Genomic DNA, 18114 nt, shown 5'->3' with positions numbered 1-18114 from the left:
CGCGCGTCATCGGAAGTTGTCCGTGCTCTGGTTCATCAGGTGGATGAAGACGTCCTCCAGCGTCGGCTCCACCACGCTCACCTGGACGCCCGGCGTCCGCGTCCAAGGCTCCAGCGCCGCCCGCACCGCGGCCTCGTCGGTACCGCTGACGTGCAGGCGGGCACCGAAGACCGCCACCATCTCCACGCCGGGCTTGCCCTCCAGGTCGTCCGCCACGCGGCCGACGTCCGGGCCGGAGATTGCCCAGGTGCGCAGGCGCGAGCCGGCGATCACCTCCTCCACCGTGCCGCGGGTCATCAGCTTGCCGTAGGCGATGTAGGCGATGCGGTGGCAGCGCTCGGCCTCGTCCATGTAGTGGGTGCTGACCAGCACGGTCAGGCCGGCGTGCGCCAGATCGTGGATCTCGTCCCAGAACTCGCGGCGCGCCTTGGGATCGACGCCGGCGGTGGGCTCGTCGAGCAGCAGCAGCTTGGGGTCGTGCAGGATGCAGGCGGCCAGCGCCACCCGCTGCTTCCAGCCGCCCGACAGATCACCGGCCAGCTGGCTCCGCCGGTTGGTCAGGCCGAGCCGGTCGAGCGCCTCGGCGACGCGGCGCCTGCGGTCCGGCATGCCGTACATGCGGGCGACGAAGTCGAGGTTCTCGGCGATGCTGAGGTCCTCCCAGAAGCTGAACTTCTGGGTCATGTAGCCGACCTGCCGCTTGATGGCGGCGCTCTGCGTGCGGATGTCGAGGCCGAGGCAGGTGCCCTCCCCGGCGTCGGGGGTGAGCAGGCCGCACAGCATGCGGATGGTCGTCGTCTTACCCGAGCCGTTGGGGCCGAGGAAGCCGTAGATCTCGCCGCGCGCCACCTGGATCGAAAAGTCGTCCACCACCGTCTTGGCGCCGAAACGCTTGACAAGGCCGCGGACGTCGATGGCGAGGTCGGCGTTCATGGCAGGTCCACGTCCACCGGCAGCCCCGGATTGAGCCCCACCCCGTCCTCCGGCTTCGCCTCGATGCGGAAGACCAGCTTCTCGCGGCTGCCGACGCTGTAGATCACCGGAGGCGTGTACTCGGCCCGCGACGCCACGAAGGTCACCCGCGCCGCCAGCCCGGCCGGGCAGCCGTCGCAACGCAGCGCCACGGGGTCGCCGGGCTTCACCCGCGCCATCAGCGGCTCCGGCACGAAGGCGATCACCTTCACCCGCCCCGGCGGCAGCAGCGACACCACCGGCGAGCCGGCCGGCACCCACTCCCCCGGGTTGTACAGCGTGTCGTCCACCAACGCGTCGGCCGGCGCCGCGGGCGCCATCTCCGACAGCCGCCGCTCCTGCTGCGCCAGCGCCGCCTCGGCCATGGCGACGGCGCCCTGCGCCGCCTGGATCTGGTCGGGCCGCGCCGGCAGACGGCTGACGGCGAGCTGCGCGGTCAGCTCGGCCAACCGGGCGCGGTCGCGCTCGAAGGCGCTGCGCGCCGATTCCAGCTTCTCCGGCGAACTGACGCGGGCGCGCACCAGTTCCTCCTGCCGCTTCAGCTCGGATTCGGTGTAGCGCAGGCTGGCCTCGGCCTGATTCTTCTGCGCCTCGATCACCGCCAGCTCCTCCGGCCGCCGGCCGAGCAGCAGGTCGGCCAGCTGCGAGCGCGCCTGCGCCACCGCCGCGGCCAGCCGGGCCCGCTCGGCCAGCGCCGCCGTGCGGTCGAGCGCAAACAGCGGCGCGCCGGCCGTCACCGTCTGCCCCCGCGCCACGGCCAGCGTCTCCAGTGTCGCGGCGACGGGGCCGGCGACGCGGAGGTACTCGCCCTCCACGTAGCCCTGGATCCGGTGCCCGGCCGGCGCCGACGTCAGGCCCAAGGTTACGGCCAGTGCCGCCAGCGTCTCGCTGATCCAGCTCATGCTTCGTCTCCCCCGGGGCCCTCCGGCTGCAAGGCCCGGCGCAGATGGTCGAGGTGCTCGGCGAGCAGGCCGCGGACGTCGAGCGGCTTGCCCTCCACCGGCTCGAAGGAGGAGCGCCAGACGGCGATCATCAGCACCGGCGCGATCACCAGCCGCACCGTGTGGGCGACGTTCACCGGGCGGAACTCGCCGCGGGCGACGCCGCGCTCGATCACCGCGCCGATGACGCGGAAGCCGCGGTTGATCACCTCGTCCAGGTAGAAGCGGGCGAGGTCGGGAAAGTTGCCGGCCTCGGCGATCATCAGCTTGGGGATGCCGCCGACCTTCGTGGCCATGATCCGCCCGCCTATGCCCTCCAGCAACTGCGCCAGGATCTCCATGGAGGGGCCGGGGAAGTCGTGCAGCAGATGCTCCGCCATCTCCAGGTTCGGCACGATGGCCGAGCGGACCACCGCCTTGAACAGCTCCTCCTTGTTCGGAAAGTACAGGTACAGCGTGCCCTTGCTGATCCCGGCGCGCGCCGCGATCTCCTCCAGCCGCGTCGCCGCGAAGCCGCGTTCGGTGAAGACGTCCAGCGCGGCGGCGACGATCTCCTGCGGGCGCGCCTCCTTGCGGCGGCGCCAGCGCGGCGGAGTCCCGGATTCGGGAAGCGGATCGTCGGCCATGGCGGCCTCATTTGATAACTGACCAGTCAGTTATTTATCACAGTGCACGCCGACGCGCCAGTCCCTCCGAGCAGTGCACACGAAGGCGGCAGAACGGCGCGCGGGCGGGCAGTGCCATGCCGTACCCGCATGGAGGAGCGGCGAAGGTCCCAGAAAACGCACGGGTTTCGCCGGCGGCACCGTGATTGCATATGCGGAACCGGGTAGCGGGTAGTGAAAGGATGCCGCCCATGTCCGCACGGCACGCCGCGTCGAACCTGGAACTGCTGGCGATCTACGAGGTGAGCAAGATCCTGGGCTCGTCCCTGGACCTGCAGCAGACCCTGCGGGAGGTGCTGCGGCTGCTCTCCTACCAGCTCCAGATGCACCGCGGCCGGATCTACCTGCTGGGCGAGGACGCCGTCATGCGGCTGGTCGCCGCCAACGGCCTGTCGAACGAGCAGGCCGGCCAGGTCGAGTTCCGCGAGGGCGAGGGCATCATCGGCCGCATCCTCAAGACCGCCATGCCCGCGGTGGTGCCGAACCTGGCCGACGAGCCGCTGTTCCTCAACCGCACCGGCGGCCGCGACGACCTGGAGGAGCAGGTGGCCTCCCTGGTCGGCGTGCCGATCAAGGCGGCCGGCAGCGTCATCGGCGTGCTGACCATCGACCGCATCAGCGACGACGGCCCGACCACGCATTTCGGCACCGACGTGCGCTTCCTGACCATGGTGGCGAACCTGATCGGCCAGACGGTGCGGCTGCACCGCACGGTGGCCGAGGAGCGCCGCTTCATGATGCGCGAGACCTTCCGCGTGCAGAAGGAACTGCGCGCCGCACCCCCGATCGCCGACGTGGTGTGCACCAGCCCGGCGATGACCGACGTGCTGGCCCAGGTGCACCGCGTGGCGCCGTTCAAGTCGACCGTGCTGATCCGCGGCGAGAGCGGCACCGGCAAGGAGCTGATCGCCCGCGCCATCCACAACCTCAGCCCGCGCAAGGACAACCCGTTCATCCGCGTGAACTGCGCGGCGCTGCCCGAGACGCTGCTGGAATCCGAGCTGTTCGGCCACGAGAAGGGCGCCTTCACCGGCGCCCAGAAGGACCACAAGGGCCGCTTCGAGCTGGCGTCCGGCGGCACGCTGTTCCTCGACGAGATCGGCGACATCTCGCCCAACTTCCAGGCAAAGCTGCTGCGCGTGCTGCAGGAGCAGGAGTTCGAGCGGGTCGGCGGCTCGCGCACTATCAAGACCGACGTGCGCCTGATCTGCGCCACCAACCTCAACCTGGAAGAGGCGGTGGGCAAGGGCAAGTTCCGCGCCGACCTCTACTTCCGCATCAACGTGGTCAGCATCTTCCTGCCGCCGCTGCGCGAGCGGCGCGACGACATCGGCGCCCTGGCCAAGCACTTCGTCGCCAAGTTCAACAAGGACAACGGGCTGACCCTGGCGCTGGCGAACGAGGCGCAGGACGTGCTGAACCGCTGCCCGTGGCCCGGCAACGTGCGCGAACTGGAGAACTGCATCGAGCGCGCGGCGACGCAGAGCCGCGACGGCATCATCCGCGCCGTCGACCTGTCCTGCGCCATGAACCTGTGCAACTCGTCGATCCTGTTCCAGTACAGCACCATGGGCTCGGCGGTCGGCGGCCTCGCCCCGGCCACCGCGGTGCACGCGGCGCACAGCGCCGCCGCACCGTCCCCCGCCCCGCCCCCGGCGAAGGCGATGCCGGCGACCGCCCCGGCGCTGCCGCCGATCCTGCCCTCCACCGCGCCGTCCGGCTGCGCCGCCTGTCCCAGCGCCCCGTCCGCACACGCCGCGCCGCCGAGCATCCCCGCGCCGGACCCCGCCGAGGCCGCCGAGGCCCTGGCGGAGGAGCCGGAGTCCGGCTCGCTGCGCGACCGCCTGCTGTGGGCGATGGAGCGCACCGGCTGGGTGCAGGCCAAGGCGGCCCGCCTGCTCGGCATGACGACCCGTCAGGTGAGCTACGCCCTGCGCAAGTACGACATCGAGATCAAGCGGTTCTAAGCACCGCCCTGCGACCGTATGTCCACCTCCGTGCGGTTGCATCCGGCTGTGCGAGGCTCCTACGCTCGACCCATCCAAGGTCCGAACGAAGGAGACCATGCCATGCTGCAACGTCACGACCTGGAAGGCGAATTCCCCGAATATCGCGGCAAGCTGGCGTCGATCCGCGCCACCAACGAGAACTTCCGCACGCTGGAGGGCGAGTACGCCGCCCTCGACAAGGAGATCCTGACGGCCGAGGAGAACGGCCTGCCGATCACCGACGAGCACTTCGCGGCGCTGAAGCGCCGCCGGCTCGCCATGAAGGAACAGCTGGAGGGCATGCTGAAGGCGTGGCAACCGGCGTAACCGCCGCCATTCCCCCTGGGCCGGCGGCCTCGTTCCATGCTATTCAGCGTCTAGGCATGCCCACCCGAGGCCGACCGGCGCCCCCGCATGGAAACTCCCCTCGCCATCCTGTTCGTGGACATCGCGGATTCCACGCAGCTCTACGAGCGAATGGGCAACGTCGAGGCCGCCGCGCTGACGCAGAAGATGCTGCGCCACCTGCGCCTGGTGATCGAGGGCAAGCGCGGGCAGGTCATCAAGATGCTCGGCGACGGCCTGCTCGGCGCCTTCCCGACCGCCGAGGAGGCCGGCTGGGCCGCCATCACCATGGTGGAGAGTCAGGCGGCCTTCCGCCTGCAGCTGCGCGTCGGCCTGCACTTCGGCCCGGTGGTGCAGCGCACCGAGGATCTCTACGGCGACGCCTGCAACGTCTGCGCCCGGGTCGAGGCGCTGGCCAAGCCCAGCGAGATCCTCGCCACCGAGGATTTCGTGCTGCTGGTCTCCGAAGGCCTGAAGCGGCGCACCAAGCTGCTCAACAACATCTCGGTCAAGGGCAAGACGGTGCCGCTGCGCATCCATCAGCTCTGCCTCGCCGAGGTGGCGGACGAGCCGACCGACAGCTTGACGGTGGCGGCGTCCTCGCTCCCCGAGCTGTCGGCGCAGAGCCGGCTGACCCTGCACCTCGCCTACCGGGGCGCGGTCTTCACGGTGGACGCCGGGCAGCGCCGCCTGAGCGTCGGCCGCGAGGAGAGCAGCGCGCTGCGCATCCTGTCGCGCCGTACCTCGCGCCAGCACGCGGTGGTCGACTTCAGCCGCGAAAGCTTCATCCTCACCGACCACTCGACCAACGGCACCTTCGTCCGCAGCGGCGATTCGCTGCCCGTCGCGCTGAAGCGCGATTCCACCAAGCTGGTCGGCACCGGCCTGATCGGCTTCGGCGCCGAGCCGGAGCACGACGGCCAGGACCACGTCGCGGCGTTCCGCTGCGAGCTGGCGTGATCAGCGCCAGAACGGCTTCCGGCTTTCCTCCGCCGCGTCCTCGGCGCTCAGCCCGACGTCCTTGAGCAGCCGCTGGTCGAGCAGCGCCAGGGCGCGGCGCTGCCGCCGACGCCCGGCCCAGGCCTTCAGGGTGGCCGCCGCCGCCGCGATCCACGCCGGGGTGGCCGGAGCGCTTGCCTTGGGAAGGAAACGGGTGCTGGTCATGGCGTCCTCCTGTCTGCCGGGAGGAAGCTTGCCAAGCCGCATTCCATAAGGCAAATTTGGACTTCTTGTATCTTCTCAAAGAAATTCTTTAAGTTCACGCCATGCGCAGCCTCAATCCGGACCAGCTCCGCACCTTCCTGGCGGTGGTCGAGACCGGCAGCCTGTCGGCCGCGGCGCGGCGGCTCAACCTGACGCAGCCGGCGATCAGCCTGCAGATCCGCGAGCTGGAGGCACGCACCGGCGTGCCGCTGCTGGAACGCCTCGGCCGCCGCACCGCGCCGACCGCGGCCGGGGAGACGCTGGTGGTGCACGCCCGCCGCATCGCCGCGGAGATCGACGCCGCGCTGGAGGCGATGCGCCGCCACCGCGAGGGCGCGCTCGGCCGGGTGCGGCTGGGGGCGGGCCTGTCGTTCGCCACCTACCTGCTGCCGGTGGTGCTCAAGCGCCTGCGCGCCACCCGCCCGGACCTGGAGGTCACCGTCGCCGTCGGCACCGCGGAGGACATCGCCCGCCGCCTGCTGGCCAACGACTTCGATCTGGCGGTGGTCACCCTGCCGGTGGACGACCGCGGGCTGGACGTCGAGCTGCTGCGCCAGGACGCCGCCCTCGCCGTCTTCCCGGCGGGCACGCCGCTTCCCGACGCGGTCACGCCGCAGGACGTCGCCCGCTTCCCGCTCATCCTCGACGAACGGCGCAGCCGGGTGGCCCTGTCCACCACGGCGTGGTTCGAGGCCGGCGGCGTCCGGCCGAAGCCGATCATGGAACTCGGCAGCTTCACCGCCATCCGCTCCATGGTGGAGGCCGGGCTGGGCGCCTCCATCATGATGCCGGACATCGTCGCGGATGCCGCCGGCCGCATGGAAACCCGGCCGCTGGACCCGCCCCTGGTCATCCGCCTCGCCATCATCCAGCGCCAGGGCCAGCCGCACGACCCGGTGCTGGATCTGGCGCGCGCGGCGCTGCGGACGCTGGCGACGGCCTGACACCCGTGTCGCATCCCTGACATCACCGTCGCTTTGTCGCATAGCCGACACGCGCCGAAATCAAGCAACCAATTGAAATAACACAATATTCCACTCTGGCCCGCTCCTTGCTTTTCTCCAGCCGTCCAACACGGGCGACAAGGAGCTGGTCATGAGCAACGTGGTTTCGCTGGACGGCATCCTGGGCGTGGGCGAGCTGAAGTCCGCCGCCTTGACCTCCAAGGGGGCATCCGGGTGCGCGTCGTCGTCCTGCGGCTCGTCGTCGGGGCCGAGCGACCTGCCCGCCGACGTCTGGGAGAAGGTGAAGAACCATCCCTGCTACAGCGAGGAGGCGCACCACTACTTCGCCCGCATGCACGTCGCCGTGGCGCCGGCCTGCAACATCCAGTGCAACTACTGCAACCGCAAGTACGACTGCTCGAACGAGAGCCGCCCCGGCGTGGTGTCGGAGAAGCTCACCCCCGAACAGGCCGCCAAAAAGGTGCTGGCGGTGGCGCAGGAGGTGCCGCAGCTCTCCGTCGTCGGCATCGCCGGCCCGGGCGACAGCCTGGCCGCTCAGGGCAACAACACCTTCCGCACCTTCGATCTCATTGCGAAGTCGGCGCCGGACATCAAGCTCTGCCTGTCCACCAACGGCCTGGCGCTGCCCGACCACGTCGAGCGCATCAAGGGCATGAACATCGACCACGTGACGATCACCATCAACATGGTCGATGCGGAGGTCGGCGAGCGCATCTACCCCTGGATCTTCTACGACCACAAGCGCTGGACCGGCCGCGACGCCGCGCAGATCCTGCACGAGCGCCAGATGGAGGGCCTGGAGGCGCTGACCTCGGCCGGCATCCTGGTGAAGGTCAACTCGGTGATGATCCCCGGCGTCAACGACCAGCACCTCGTCGAGGTCAACAAGGCGGTGCGCGAGCGCGGCGCCTTCCTGCACAACATCATGCCGCTGATCTCCGACCCGGCGCACGGCACCCACTTCGGCCTGACCGGCCAGCGCGGCCCCACCGCGCAGGAACTGAAGGCGCTGCAGGACCAGTGCGAGGGCGACCTGAAGCTGATGCGCCACTGCCGCCAGTGCCGCGCCGACGCCGTCGGCCTGCTGGGCGAGGACCGCGGCGGCGAGTTCACCGCCGACAAGGTCGAGGCCATCGCGGTCAACACCGACGACGAGGCCCGCCGCCTGTACCGCGAGCACGTCGAGGTCGAGCGCGCCGAGCGCCACGCCTCCAAGGCCGCCGCCCGCGAGGAGGTGGCGGAGAGCGTCGCCGCCGACGTCGCCCCCATCCTGATCGCCGTCGCCACCAAGGGCGGCGAGCGCATCAACGAGCACTTCGGCCACGCCACCGAGTTCCAGATCTACGAGGTCGGCACGTCGGGCGCCAAGTTCGTCGGCCACCGCCGCGTCGACACCTACTGCGAGGGCGGCTCCGGCGACGAGGACGCGCTGGAGATGGTCCTCAACGCCATCGGCGACTGCACCGCGGTGTTCGTCGCCAAGATCGGCGCCTGCCCGAAGGAGAAGCTCTCGAAGGCCGGCATCGAGCCGGTGGACGGCTTCGCCTTCGATTACATCGAGGAGTCGGCATTGACCTACTTCAAGGCGCACGCCGAGCGTGCGGCGCAAGGTGCGGTGCAATCCCGTACCGGCCGCGACGCCGTCCTCCGCCCGGCCGAGCCGGTCGCCCGACGGGCCTGATTACCCTCACCTGCACCACGACCACACGAGAGGAGACCCCGACCATGGCCTACAAGATCAAGGGTGCCGAGTGCACCGCCTGCGGCGCCTGCGAGGCCGAGTGCCCGAACAACGCCATCAGCTTCAAGAAGGGCACCTACGTGATCGATCCGGCCACCTGCACCGAGTGCAACGGCCAGTTCTCGAGCCCGCAGTGCGCCTCGGTCTGCCCGGCCGACTGCTGCGTCCCGGCCTGACCCCCCTGCCCCCGCGCCCTCCCGCACCCGCGGGAGGGCCGGAGGACCCCACCCACCCCCGACCCGGGGACGTCCATGCTGGCGGAGCTGGATGACACTTGGCTGTCGCGCCGGTACTACGGCGGCGACCTGCCCGCGGAGGCGGAGCGCTGCCTGCACTTGGCGGCCGCGCACTTCGCCGACACCGCGACGGCCGAGGGGTTCCTCGCGCACGCCGCGCTCGTCGCCCCCGGCCACCGCCTGGTCGATCTCGGCTTCTACAAGTTCCATTTCTACAAGGCCAATCTGGTCGAGGCGCTGGAGTACGCCCAGCGCATGGTCGTCCACGCGCTGGCCGGCCTCGGCCTGAACACGCCGGACTGGCGCGACGTGACGCCGGCGCACGCCGACTTCGGCTCGCTGGAGCCGCCGCCCCGCCTCTTCCTCTTCGCGCTGACCGCCGTCGGCTACCTGCAACTCCGCCTGCGCCGTTTCGAGGAGGCGCGCCTGTCCCTCGGCAAGGTGCGCGCGCTGGACAGCGCCGACCGCATGGCCGCCGGCCGCCTGCTCGACCTCGTCGACCGCATCGGCCGGCTGGAGGAGGACGAGGAATGAGCGACGACATCGACGCCGCCTTCGACTGGCTCGGCCGCCCGGTGGACTGCGCCGCCTGCCCGCACGCCGAGTTGCTGGCCCAGGGCCGCTGCGAACCGCTGCGCGCCTGCATCCACGACCGCTACGCCAAGCGCATCCAGCGCTTCCTCGAGTGGAACCAGGACCGCGCGGCGGAATTCCTCGACCACCCCTACTTCGAGGTGCGCGCCATCGCCGCCCGGGTGGCACCGATCTTCCTGATCACCCGGCTGATGGACGACCCGGACGAAACGGTGCGCACCAGCGTCGCCCGCCGCCTGCCGCGCCGTCTGCTGCTGCGGATGCGCGGCGACTCCGACCGCGAGGTGCGCATCGCCGTCGCCTCGCGGCTGGAAGAGGCCGACCTCGCCCCGATGATGCGCGACCCCGACTACGGCGTGCGCCTGCGGGTCGCCCGCCGCGTGCCGGAGGGCATGCTGCCCGCCATGATGCACGACGAGGACTCCGAGGTGCGGCTGGAGGTGGCGCGCCGCGTCGGCCTGGAGTGGCTGATGAGCATGGCCTGGGACGACAGCGCCCGCGTGCGCATCGCCGTCGCCCAGCGCCTGCCCCCCGAGAAGCTGGCCGCCCTGGCGCGCGACCCGGACTGGTGCGTGCGCTACGCCGTCGCCAGCCGCATCGCCTCCGACGACCTGGAGCCGCTGACCCACGACCCGGTGGACGAGGTGCGCAGCGTCGCCCTCGAACGCCTTGCCGCCGAGGCGGCCCCCGCCATCCCCACCGAGACAGGTGAGCCATGACCATGACCGCGCTGCGCGCCTCCTCCCGCCGCTGCCACGACGACGTGGTCGAACTGATCGAGCCCCCGGAGTTCGAGCTGGGCGACAAGGTGGTGGCGCTGCGCGACGTGCGCAACGACGGCACCTACCCCGGCCGCCCGGCCGGCGAGGTGCTGATCCACGCCGGCGACGTCGGCTACGTGCAGTCGGTCGGGACCTACCTTCAGATGTACTACATCTACGGGATCGACTTCTACGAGCGGCGCATGATCGTCGGCATGCGCGCCAAGGAACTCGACCTCGTCGATGGCTCCCTCAACGCCCCGAAGTGAACGGAGAGCCCGCCATGACCGAAGCCGCCGCCAAGCCCGCCTTCCTGCCGCCGCGCGAGCCGATCTTCGACTGGGGCATGCGCATCACCGCCGCCGAGGACCTGTACAACGACGGCAGCCACCCGCACGCGGCGGAGGGCGCGCTGCTCGCCCCGAAGGGCACGCCGGGCGAGGTCGTCCGCGTCGGCCACGCCGGCGAGCCGCCGGTGCCGGTCTACCTCGTCGAGTTCCCCGGCGGCGTGCTGATCGGCTGCCTGGAGGAGGAACTGGCCGCCACCCACGCGACGCGCCTGCCGAAACCGGGGGTGATGGGCTGATGGCCTACCTCGACCACAACGCCACCACGCCGCTGGCGCCCGAGGCGCTGGAGGCGATGCTGCCCTTCCTCGGCGCCCGCTTCGCCAACCCGTCCAGCCCGCATGCGGCCGGCATGGCGGCGAAGCAGGCGGTCGGCGAGGCGCGCGGCGCGGTGGCGGGGCTGGTCGGGGCCAAGACCGCGGAGATCGTCTTCACCGCCTCGGCCACCGAGGCGAACCATCTGGCGATCCTCGGCACGCTGCGCGCCGTCGCCGAGGGCGACCCGGCGCGCCGCCACGTCGTCACCACGGCGGTCGAGCATCCGGCCAGCCTGCTGCTGTTCGCCGATCTGGAGCGCCAGGGCTGGCGGGTCAGCGTGCTGCCGGTGGACGGCGCCGGGCGGGTGTCGCTCAATGACCTGCGCGCAGTGGTGGACGACACCACCGCTCTGGTCTCCATGATGTGGGCGAACAACGAGACCGGCGTGCTGATGCCGGTCGCCCCGGCCGCCGACATCGCCCAGGCGCGCGGCGCCCTGTTCCACACCGACGCGGTGCAGGCCGCCGGCCGGGTGCCGGTGGACGTGATCGCTGCCGGTGTCGACTTGCTGACACTGTCGGCGCACAAGCTGCACGGGCCGAAGGGTGCCGGCGCGCTCTACGTCCGCAAGGGCACGCCGCTGGCGCCGCTGCTGCACGGCAGCCAGGAGCGCGGCCGGCGCGGCGGCACCGAGAACGTGCCGGCCATCGTCGGCTTCGGCGTCGCCGCCCTGCTGGCGCAGCAGGCCATCGCCGCCTGCGCGCCGGCCTCCCTGGCGGTGCTGCGCAACGCGCTGGAGCGCGGCATCCTGGAGCACTGGCCGGGCAGCCGCGTCAACGGCGCCGCCGCCGAGCGCCTGCCCAACACCAGCAACATCCACTTCGCCGGCCCGGACGGGCGCCCGATGGACGCCGAGGAGCTGCTGATGCGCCTGGACGCCGCCGGAATCCAGGTCTCCATGGGGGCCGCCTGCGCGGCGGGCGGCACCAAGCCCAGCCACGTGCTGACGGCCATGGGCCTGTCGGCGGCGGAGGCGGCGGCTTCCCTGCGTTTTTCCCTGGGCCGCGACACGACGCAAGCGGACGTGGAGGCGGTTCTGTCCGCCCTGCCCCCGCTGCTCGCCCGCGCCGCCGCATAACGACAACGAACACGAACAGGAGTGCGTCTGATGAAGGTGATGGTCCGCAAGTCCGGCGAGCAGTACACGATCTACGTCGCCAAGAAGGACTTGGAGGAGCCGATCGTCGCCATGGAGAAGCCGACCCTGTGGGGCGGCTGGGCGAAGATCGCCAACGGCTGGACGCTGGAGCTGCCGGACCTGCCGCCGGACACCCGCCTGCCCATCACCGTCGAAGCCAAGAAGCTGGGATCGGAGTGACGCCATGGCCCTGTCGTCGGAGCGCATCGAGGAAGTCGTCGCCATCGCCAGCCGCGGCTTCGCCGCGGGGCAACCGGTGAAGGCGGTGGTGCAGGCGGTCAAGGAGGCCAGCCCCGGCCTGACGGTCACCGGCACCTTCGCCTCCATCATGGCCGAGGATCCCTACCGCGAGGAGGCGCGCTTCGACCTCTTCCTGGTGGACGGCTCCGGCCACTGCTGGACCATCACGGAAAAGCCGGAGAGCGCCACCGGCGTCGTCATCGCCGAGCACGACGAGGAGTAGCCGCATGCCAGACGGTTCCGCCGACACCGGCTTCATCCCGCTCGTCGATCCCGACATCTCCGCCGCCGAGGTGGCGGTGCTCGGCCGGGTGCTCACCTCCGGCCCGCTGAACGACGGCCGCATGACCGAGGCGTTCGAGCGCGCCTTCGCCGGTTATGTCGGCCGCGCGCACGCGGTGGCGGTGGCGAGCGGCACGCTGGCGCTGCTGCTGGCGCTGCGCGCCCAGGGCATCGGTCCGGGGGACGAGGTGCTGTGCTCCCCCTACGGCTGGCACCAGGTGCAGCAGGCGGTGGCGCTGTCGGGCGCGACGCCGGTGTTCGTCGACATCGACTACTGGCAGCACACGCTGAACCCGGAGAAGGCGGCGGCCAAGGTCACGCCCGCCACCAAGGCCATCGTCGCCGGCAACGTCAACGGCCACCCGGCGCACTGGGACGAGTTGACCGCGCTCGCCGCCAAACACGGCCTGATCCTCATCGAGGATTCCAGCGAGGCCATCGGCTCCACCTACAAGGGCCGTCCGGTGGGCAGCTTCGGCGCCTGCTCGATCTTCGACTTCTCCGAGCCCGGCGTGCTGCTGGCCGGCGGTGGCGGCATGGTGGTAACCGACGACGGCGCGCTGGCGCATGAGCTGCGCTACCTGCGCACCCGCGAGGCCGAGCACCGCTACACCGTCGGCATCACCCGCCGCCTGCCCTGGCAGGCCGGGATGAGCAACCTGAACGCCGCGCTGGCCCTCGTGCAGCTGGAGCGCCTGCCGGAGATCCTGGAGCGCCGCGCCGCGGTGGTCGCCCTCTACGAGGCCGCCATGGCCTCGTTCGAGGGCATCAAGCCGCCCTACAAGGGTCCGGGGGCGGAGACGGTGCACCCCATGGTGTACGCCGTGCACCTCGGCACCCGCTTCACCGCCAGCGGCCGCAAGGCAATCCTGGAGGACCTCGACCAGCACGACATCGAGGCGTCCGACTACGGCCAGCCGCTGTACAGCCAGCAACACTATGCCGAGCGCGGCTATAGCCGGGCCGACTGCCCGGTCTGCCAGAAGACCGCCGACCGCGCGCTGGCGCTGCCGCTGCACCGGAGCATCACCGCCGACCAGATCGCCTTCATGGTCGACACGCTGAAGGATGCCACCGTCAACACCGGCGCGGGCGCGGCGATCTATTAACTCCCTCTCCCGCCCCGGGAGAGGGTGGCCGCGCAGCGGCCGGGTGAGGGTAAAGGCAAGGATCCTTGTACGCACCCTCACCCTCCCGCTCGTTCCGAGCGGGCCCCTCCCTCTCCCGGGGCGGGAGAGGGTAAAACGAGAGGATCGAGCACGCATGACCACGACCACCACCGACGCCCTCGCCGACATCGCCGCCGCGCTCCGGGCGCGCACGGTCGTCCCCTACGTCGGGCCGGGCTGCTTCGCGCTGCTGCCGGAGTGCCCGATCCCGCGCAACTCGGCGGAGCTTGTGCAGCGCCTGAACGCCAAGGTGGCGGCGCCGGGCCGCATCCGCTCCAACCTGACGGCGGTCGCGCAGTACATCGAGAGCCGGCGGCACCGCAAGACGCTGGAATCCATCCTCACCGAGATATTCCGCGCCGAGGTCGCCCCCACCCCGGTGCACGCGTGGCTGGCGACGCTGCCGGCACCGGAGCTGATCGTCGACGTCTGGTACGACGGCGTTCTGGAGGCGCTGCTGTCCGACAAGGCCGACCGCACTTGGGGCCAGATCCAGGGCCTGTCGCACCCGCAGTCGACCGGGGAGTGGGTCAGACACTACGCCCCGGACGGCAGCGAGGTGGACGCGGAGGCCGCCGCCGGCTGGCAGACCATCCTCTACAAGCCGTCGGGCAGCGTGTCGCCGGCCGGCAACTACCTGATCTCGGATTCCGACTTCGTCGAGGTGCTGACCGAGATCGACATCCAGTCGCCGATCCCGCCGGTGGTGCAGCAGCGCCGCGCTGGCAAGCATTTCCTGTACCTCGGCTGCCGCTTCGACGCGGAGATCCAGCGCACCTTTGCCCGGCAGATCGCCAAGCGCTCCTCCGACCGGCACTGGGCGGTGATCGAGGGCGAGCTGTCGAAGAACGAGGCGCGCTTCCTGGAGCAGCACAACATCGCCCGCATCGACCTGCCCCTGGACGAGGCGGTGGCGCGGCTGGGCGCGGCGATCGCGTAAGCCTTACCCCCACCCTAACCCTCCCCCGCTCTGCCCCCCCCGCCCAGCGGGGGAGGGATGGGGTGGGGGCAATGCCCTACCCAACCCTCATCCCGTCACGGAACACCACCATCTCCCCGGGCCGCATCACCGTCCACGCCTCGTCCCGCGTCAGCGGCCGGGTGGCGATCACGGTGACGACGTCGTTGGGCGTCGTCTCCTTCTCGAAGTCCACCGTCATGTCCTCGTCCAGCAGGGTCGCCGGGCCGAACGGCGCCTTGCGGGTCAGCCACGCCAGGTTGGTCGAGCAGTGGCACCACAGGTGCCCGCCGTCCGACAGCAGCATGTTGAACACGCCCAGCCCGTTCAGCCCCCCCGCCAGTTCGCGCACCAGCGCCGACAGCGCCGACGCGCGCTTCGGCGGCTCCGGGAACGCCTCGCGGATGCGGCCCAGCAGCCAGCAGAAGGCGTGCTCGCTGTCGGTGGTGCCGACCGGCCGGTAGAAGGACAGCGGGAGCTTCTTGATGCCCTTGAGCTGGCCGTTGTGCGCGAAGGTCCAGACGCGGCCCCACAGCTCGCGGGTGTAGGGGTGGGTGTTCTCCAGCGCCACCCGGCCGCGGTTGGCGCGGCGGATGTGCGAGATCACCACGCATGACTTGATGGGGTACTCGCGCAGCAGCCGGGCGATCTCGGACTCACAGCTGGGCGCCGGGTCGTGGAAGGTGCGGCAGCCCTTGCCCTCGTAGAAGGCGATGCCCCAGCCGTCGCGGTGCGGCCCGGTGCGGCCGCCGCGGTTCATCAGCCCGGTGAAGCTGAAGCAGATGTCCGTGGGCACGTTGGCGCTCATGCCCAGGAGTTCGCACATGGTGTCGCCTGCCGTTGGGTTCGTGTCGTTGACGCGAACCCAACGTACGACGAACCCTGGGGCTCCGTCACCCCCCGACGGGAACCGGACACGGCTTCATGTCGGCTTTCGGACAGCCCTCGATGTTGCCGCCCGGCTTGCGCGCCAGGCCGATCCACGCGTCCACCGCGTCGGCGTCGAAGCCGCAGGCCCGCCGGTCGCCGACCCGCATCAGCGGGCGGCGGATCAGCAGCGGGTCGGCGAGCAGCAGGGCCAGCGCCTCGTCCTCGCCCAGCGCGTCGGGGTTCACCGCGCCCGACTTCACCGCCGGGGCGGAGCGGTTGAACCACTCGGCCACCGGCCGCTCGCCGAAGAACGGGCGCAGCGTCTGGTCGGTCCACACCGTGCTGAGCAGGTCGCGGACGATCAGCCGGTGCCCGGCCTCCTCCAGCAGCTTCTTCTGCCGCGCGTTGCCGACGCAGCCGGGCTTTTCGTAGAAGACGACTTCAGCCATGGACGTTCCCCCGGTTTTTGTAGAGTGGCGAGCGCGCCAGCAGCGCGTCGGTCTGGCGGGCGATCTCCTCCTGCACCGCGAGGTCGAGCTTCTTCAGCCAGCGCGACGGGATCTGCTCGACCCCGTAGGTGGCGCCGGCCAGCATGCCGGCGATGGCGCCGGTGGTGTCGGCGTCGCCGCCCTGGTTGACGGTCTCGACGATGCAGGATTCGACGGTGTCGGTCTGGAAGTAGTAGTGCAGCACGGTCTGCACGGTATCGACGATGTAGGCCGTCGACAGCCCGCGGTACGGCACGAACTTGAACTGCCTGTGCTGGGCGACCAGCGCGTTCGCCTCGTCGCGCACGTCCTTCACCCCGCCGCCCAGGATCAGCCGGCGCACCATCATGCCCAGCGACAGGATCGCCGCGTCGGCCAGCGGGTTGGCGTGGGTGATGTGCGCCTGCTCCAGCGTCCAGGTGCGGAACGCCTCATCGTCGCCCAGCGTGGCCAGCACCACCGGCAGGTTGCGCATGGCCGCACCGTTGCCGGCGTGGTACTCGGCCGGCGGCTCGCTCAGCGTGCCGTGCATGATGTAGCGGCGGATGCCGCGGCGTGTCGTATCCCCGACATCGATCGGCTTGCCCTTCAGCCAGGTCGCGAACTCCTCGGCGACGCGGCGCGCGTCCCAGGTGGCGCCGGACAGGATGGCGCGGCCGAGGTGCAGGCTCATCTGCGTGTCGTCGGTGACCTGGCCGGGCTTCAGCTTCAGCCAGCCGCCGCCCTTGATGTGCTTGTGCACGCCGTGCTGGCTGGCGATCTCCGACTTTGTCAGGAACTCGACGGTGGCGCCCAGCGCGTCGCCGCAGGCGAGGCCGAGATAGGCGCCCAGCGCACGCGAGCGCAGTGTCGGGCCAATTGTCATAACAGCGACACTCCCACCCGGTAGTCGCCGCCGACCACCAAGTACTCGCCCTCGCCCTTGAAGGGATAGTGCGGCAGAATGTCGCGGAAGAACACGATCTTCACCACGGGCACCCAGGCCTCCAGAATGTAGTCGCCGAACTGGCCGGCGATGTCGCGGTCGACGGAAAAGGAGCACAGGTTGTTCAGCCGCAGGACCGCGGTGCGCTTGTCCGGCCGCCCGACAACGTGATGCTCGTCGAAGTCGTTGACCCCGCGGTACAATTTCACCGCACGCGCCCAGGCCGGCATCGGCGAGTCCGGCCAGCCGCGGCGGATCCACCATTGGCAGTATTCGTACAGCAGGTCTATTTGCAGATTGATGTTGTTGTTGTGGAAGCGCGTCGAGAATTTCTCTTCGCCATAGCGGTTCCACGCCTCCGAGGCGAAGCGCTTGATCGGCTCCTTGTGGTAGGTGGGCAGCAAACCGAAGCGGCTTTCTGCCCAGCCTTTGAGCACCGCGCCCTCGGCGTTGTTGCTGTCGAACATCCAGCCCTTGAGCAGGCGCAGGTAGCTGGCGCGGTAGCGCCGCTTGCCGTCCGCGCCCTCAGACCCCGAGAAGTCCGGGTTCAGGTCGAAGGTCTGCGCCATGTAGCGTTGGAACACCTCGGCCGCCGCCTCCGCCGTCAGAACCTCGTCCAGCGCCTCGAACAGCGCCGCGTGCATGCCGCGCGTGCCGTGGATGCGCAAGGCGCGCGGCTGCTCGTTGAAGGCCGCGGTGACGATCACGTCCGCCGGGATGCCGACCATGTTGGTGCGGTGGCCGCGCAACGCCAGCGGCGTACCGGTTTCTGCTCCCGTTGCCTCGTCCACGCCGTCCGCCATGCCCCGCGCACCCCACTGCTCGTCCGGCGGGAGATTGTGCAAACCGCGGGCCATTTCGAATTTGGAAACGTCTTCGCCGTATTCTCCCAAGATGAAGAAAGATTAGCGAAAGGTTAATCAGATTCCGTTTGCCGCACCCTCTCCGGCTCCCCATAATTCCCGCAG

The 18114-nt window shown here is 70.5% G+C and carries 23 protein-coding genes; 15 read left to right on the top strand and 8 right to left on the bottom strand.

From position 1 onward, the window contains the following. Nucleotides 1–6: 6 nt before the first annotated feature. Genes TSO221_RS08275 through TSO221_RS08265 form a run of 3 tightly spaced genes read right to left on the bottom strand, consistent with a single transcriptional unit; the run spans nucleotide 7 to nucleotide 2539 of the window. Nucleotides 7–933 carry an ABC transporter ATP-binding protein gene (locus TSO221_RS08275; protein ID WP_109118007.1) on the bottom strand — a complete coding sequence of 309 codons (927 nt, stop codon included), beginning with the start codon at nucleotides 931–933 and terminating at the stop codon, nucleotides 7–9. Further along, nucleotides 930–1874 (bottom strand): HlyD family efflux transporter periplasmic adaptor subunit, encoded by a 945-nt coding sequence (locus TSO221_RS08270; protein ID WP_109118006.1) that lies wholly within the window; start codon nucleotides 1872–1874, stop codon nucleotides 930–932. The genes TSO221_RS08275 and TSO221_RS08270 overlap by 4 nt, the downstream gene beginning before the upstream one ends. Further along, nucleotides 1871–2539, bottom strand: a complete 669-nt coding sequence (locus TSO221_RS08265) for a TetR/AcrR family transcriptional regulator (RefSeq protein WP_109118005.1) — start codon at nucleotides 2537–2539, stop codon at nucleotides 1871–1873. The genes TSO221_RS08270 and TSO221_RS08265 overlap by 4 nt, the downstream gene beginning before the upstream one ends. Nucleotides 2540–2769: 230 nt before the next feature. Here TSO221_RS08265 and nifA point away from each other — a divergent pair, with 230 nt between their 5' ends. The 3 genes from nifA (at nucleotide 2770) to TSO221_RS08250 (ending at nucleotide 5871) form a co-directional block, all read left to right on the top strand. Next, nucleotides 2770–4545: a nif-specific transcriptional activator NifA gene (nifA, locus tag TSO221_RS08260; RefSeq protein ID WP_199229412.1), complete on the top strand. Its 1776-nt coding sequence runs from the start codon at nucleotides 2770–2772 to the stop codon at nucleotides 4543–4545. A gap of 102 nt (nucleotides 4546–4647) precedes the next feature. Next, on the top strand, nucleotides 4648–4893 hold the full coding sequence (locus TSO221_RS08255; protein ID WP_158284027.1) for a YdcH family protein: 246 nt from the start codon (nucleotides 4648–4650) through the stop codon (nucleotides 4891–4893). Nucleotides 4894–4980: 87 nt separating this feature from the next. Beyond that, nucleotides 4981–5871, top strand: a complete 891-nt coding sequence (locus TSO221_RS08250) for an adenylate/guanylate cyclase domain-containing protein (protein ID WP_109118002.1) — start codon at nucleotides 4981–4983, stop codon at nucleotides 5869–5871. Here TSO221_RS08250 and TSO221_RS08245 read toward each other — a convergent pair whose 3' ends face one another. Then, the gene (locus TSO221_RS08245; protein WP_109118001.1) at nucleotides 5872–6075 is read right to left on the bottom strand and encodes a DUF1127 domain-containing protein; all 204 of its coding nucleotides are present in this window, start codon (nucleotides 6073–6075) and stop codon (nucleotides 5872–5874) included. 101 nt (nucleotides 6076–6176) lie between these two features. Between TSO221_RS08245 and TSO221_RS08240 the strand changes: the two genes are divergently transcribed. From TSO221_RS08240 to TSO221_RS08185, 12 genes are all read left to right on the top strand, one after another. Further along, a complete protein-coding gene (locus tag TSO221_RS08240) occupies nucleotides 6177–7058 on the top strand; it encodes a LysR family transcriptional regulator (RefSeq protein ID WP_109118000.1) in 882 nt (293 codons plus the stop codon). 151 nt (nucleotides 7059–7209) lie between these two features. Continuing rightward, the gene (nifB, locus tag TSO221_RS08235) at nucleotides 7210–8760 is read left to right on the top strand and encodes a nitrogenase cofactor biosynthesis protein NifB (RefSeq protein WP_109117999.1); all 1551 of its coding nucleotides are present in this window, start codon (nucleotides 7210–7212) and stop codon (nucleotides 8758–8760) included. A gap of 44 nt (nucleotides 8761–8804) precedes the next feature. After that, a complete protein-coding gene (locus TSO221_RS08230; RefSeq protein ID WP_109117998.1) occupies nucleotides 8805–8996 on the top strand; it encodes a 4Fe-4S dicluster domain-containing protein in 192 nt (63 codons plus the stop codon). A gap of 75 nt (nucleotides 8997–9071) precedes the next feature. Continuing rightward, entirely contained in the window at nucleotides 9072–9590 is a 519-nt protein-coding gene (locus tag TSO221_RS08225) for a hypothetical protein (protein ID WP_109117997.1), read from the top strand. Further along, nucleotides 9587–10369 carry a 4Fe4S-binding leucine-rich repeat protein gene (locus tag TSO221_RS08220; protein ID WP_109117996.1) on the top strand — a complete coding sequence of 261 codons (783 nt, stop codon included), beginning with the start codon at nucleotides 9587–9589 and terminating at the stop codon, nucleotides 10367–10369. Before TSO221_RS08225 ends, TSO221_RS08220 begins: the two co-directional genes overlap by 4 nt. Beyond that, complete coding sequence (locus TSO221_RS08215) at nucleotides 10366–10680, top strand: nitrogen fixation protein NifZ (protein ID WP_247877952.1); 315 nt, start codon at nucleotides 10366–10368, stop codon at nucleotides 10678–10680. Before TSO221_RS08220 ends, TSO221_RS08215 begins: the two co-directional genes overlap by 4 nt. A gap of 14 nt (nucleotides 10681–10694) precedes the next feature. Beyond that, nucleotides 10695–10997 (top strand): nitrogen fixation protein NifZ, encoded by a 303-nt coding sequence (locus TSO221_RS08210; protein WP_109117995.1) that lies wholly within the window; start codon nucleotides 10695–10697, stop codon nucleotides 10995–10997. Continuing rightward, nucleotides 10997–12154: an aminotransferase class V-fold PLP-dependent enzyme gene (locus tag TSO221_RS08205; RefSeq protein WP_109117994.1), complete on the top strand. Its 1158-nt coding sequence runs from the start codon at nucleotides 10997–10999 to the stop codon at nucleotides 12152–12154. Before TSO221_RS08210 ends, TSO221_RS08205 begins: the two co-directional genes overlap by 1 nt. A gap of 30 nt (nucleotides 12155–12184) precedes the next feature. Then, nucleotides 12185–12394, top strand: a complete 210-nt coding sequence (gene nifT, locus TSO221_RS08200) for a putative nitrogen fixation protein NifT (RefSeq protein WP_109117993.1) — start codon at nucleotides 12185–12187, stop codon at nucleotides 12392–12394. A 4-nt stretch (nucleotides 12395–12398) separates the two neighbouring features. Next, nucleotides 12399–12677: a hypothetical protein gene (locus TSO221_RS08195; protein WP_109117992.1), complete on the top strand. Its 279-nt coding sequence runs from the start codon at nucleotides 12399–12401 to the stop codon at nucleotides 12675–12677. Between the two features lie 4 nt (nucleotides 12678–12681). Continuing rightward, nucleotides 12682–13845, top strand: a complete 1164-nt coding sequence (locus TSO221_RS08190) for a DegT/DnrJ/EryC1/StrS family aminotransferase (RefSeq protein WP_109117991.1) — start codon at nucleotides 12682–12684, stop codon at nucleotides 13843–13845. Between the two features lie 154 nt (nucleotides 13846–13999). After that, the gene (locus TSO221_RS08185; protein WP_109117990.1) at nucleotides 14000–14845 is read left to right on the top strand and encodes an SIR2 family protein; all 846 of its coding nucleotides are present in this window, start codon (nucleotides 14000–14002) and stop codon (nucleotides 14843–14845) included. 76 nt (nucleotides 14846–14921) lie between these two features. On the opposite strand, the gene TSO221_RS08180 is transcribed toward TSO221_RS08185, so the two are convergent. The 4 genes from TSO221_RS08180 to TSO221_RS08165 form a co-directional block, all read right to left on the bottom strand. Further along, on the bottom strand, nucleotides 14922–15689 hold the full coding sequence (locus tag TSO221_RS08180) for a class II glutamine amidotransferase (protein ID WP_109117989.1): 768 nt from the start codon (nucleotides 15687–15689) through the stop codon (nucleotides 14922–14924). 67 nt (nucleotides 15690–15756) lie between these two features. After that, entirely contained in the window at nucleotides 15757–16182 is a 426-nt protein-coding gene (locus TSO221_RS08175) for an ArsC/Spx/MgsR family protein (protein WP_109117988.1), read from the bottom strand. Further along, the gene (gene draG / locus TSO221_RS08170) at nucleotides 16175–17086 is read right to left on the bottom strand and encodes an ADP-ribosyl-[dinitrogen reductase] hydrolase (protein WP_109117987.1); all 912 of its coding nucleotides are present in this window, start codon (nucleotides 17084–17086) and stop codon (nucleotides 16175–16177) included. Before draG ends, TSO221_RS08175 begins: the two co-directional genes overlap by 8 nt. Then, nucleotides 17083–17949, bottom strand: coding sequence for an NAD(+)--dinitrogen-reductase ADP-D-ribosyltransferase (locus TSO221_RS08165; RefSeq protein WP_109118057.1), 867 nt, complete (start codon nucleotides 17947–17949; stop codon nucleotides 17083–17085). The genes draG and TSO221_RS08165 overlap by 4 nt, the downstream gene beginning before the upstream one ends. Nucleotides 17950–18114: the final 165 nt, after the last annotated feature.

Source organism: Azospirillum sp. TSO22-1 (genome assembly GCF_003116015.1).
GTDB lineage: Bacteria > Pseudomonadota > Alphaproteobacteria > Azospirillales > Azospirillaceae > Azospirillum.
The sequence above is the reverse complement of the archived record's forward strand: the minus strand, read 5'-3'. Positions and strand labels throughout refer to the sequence as shown.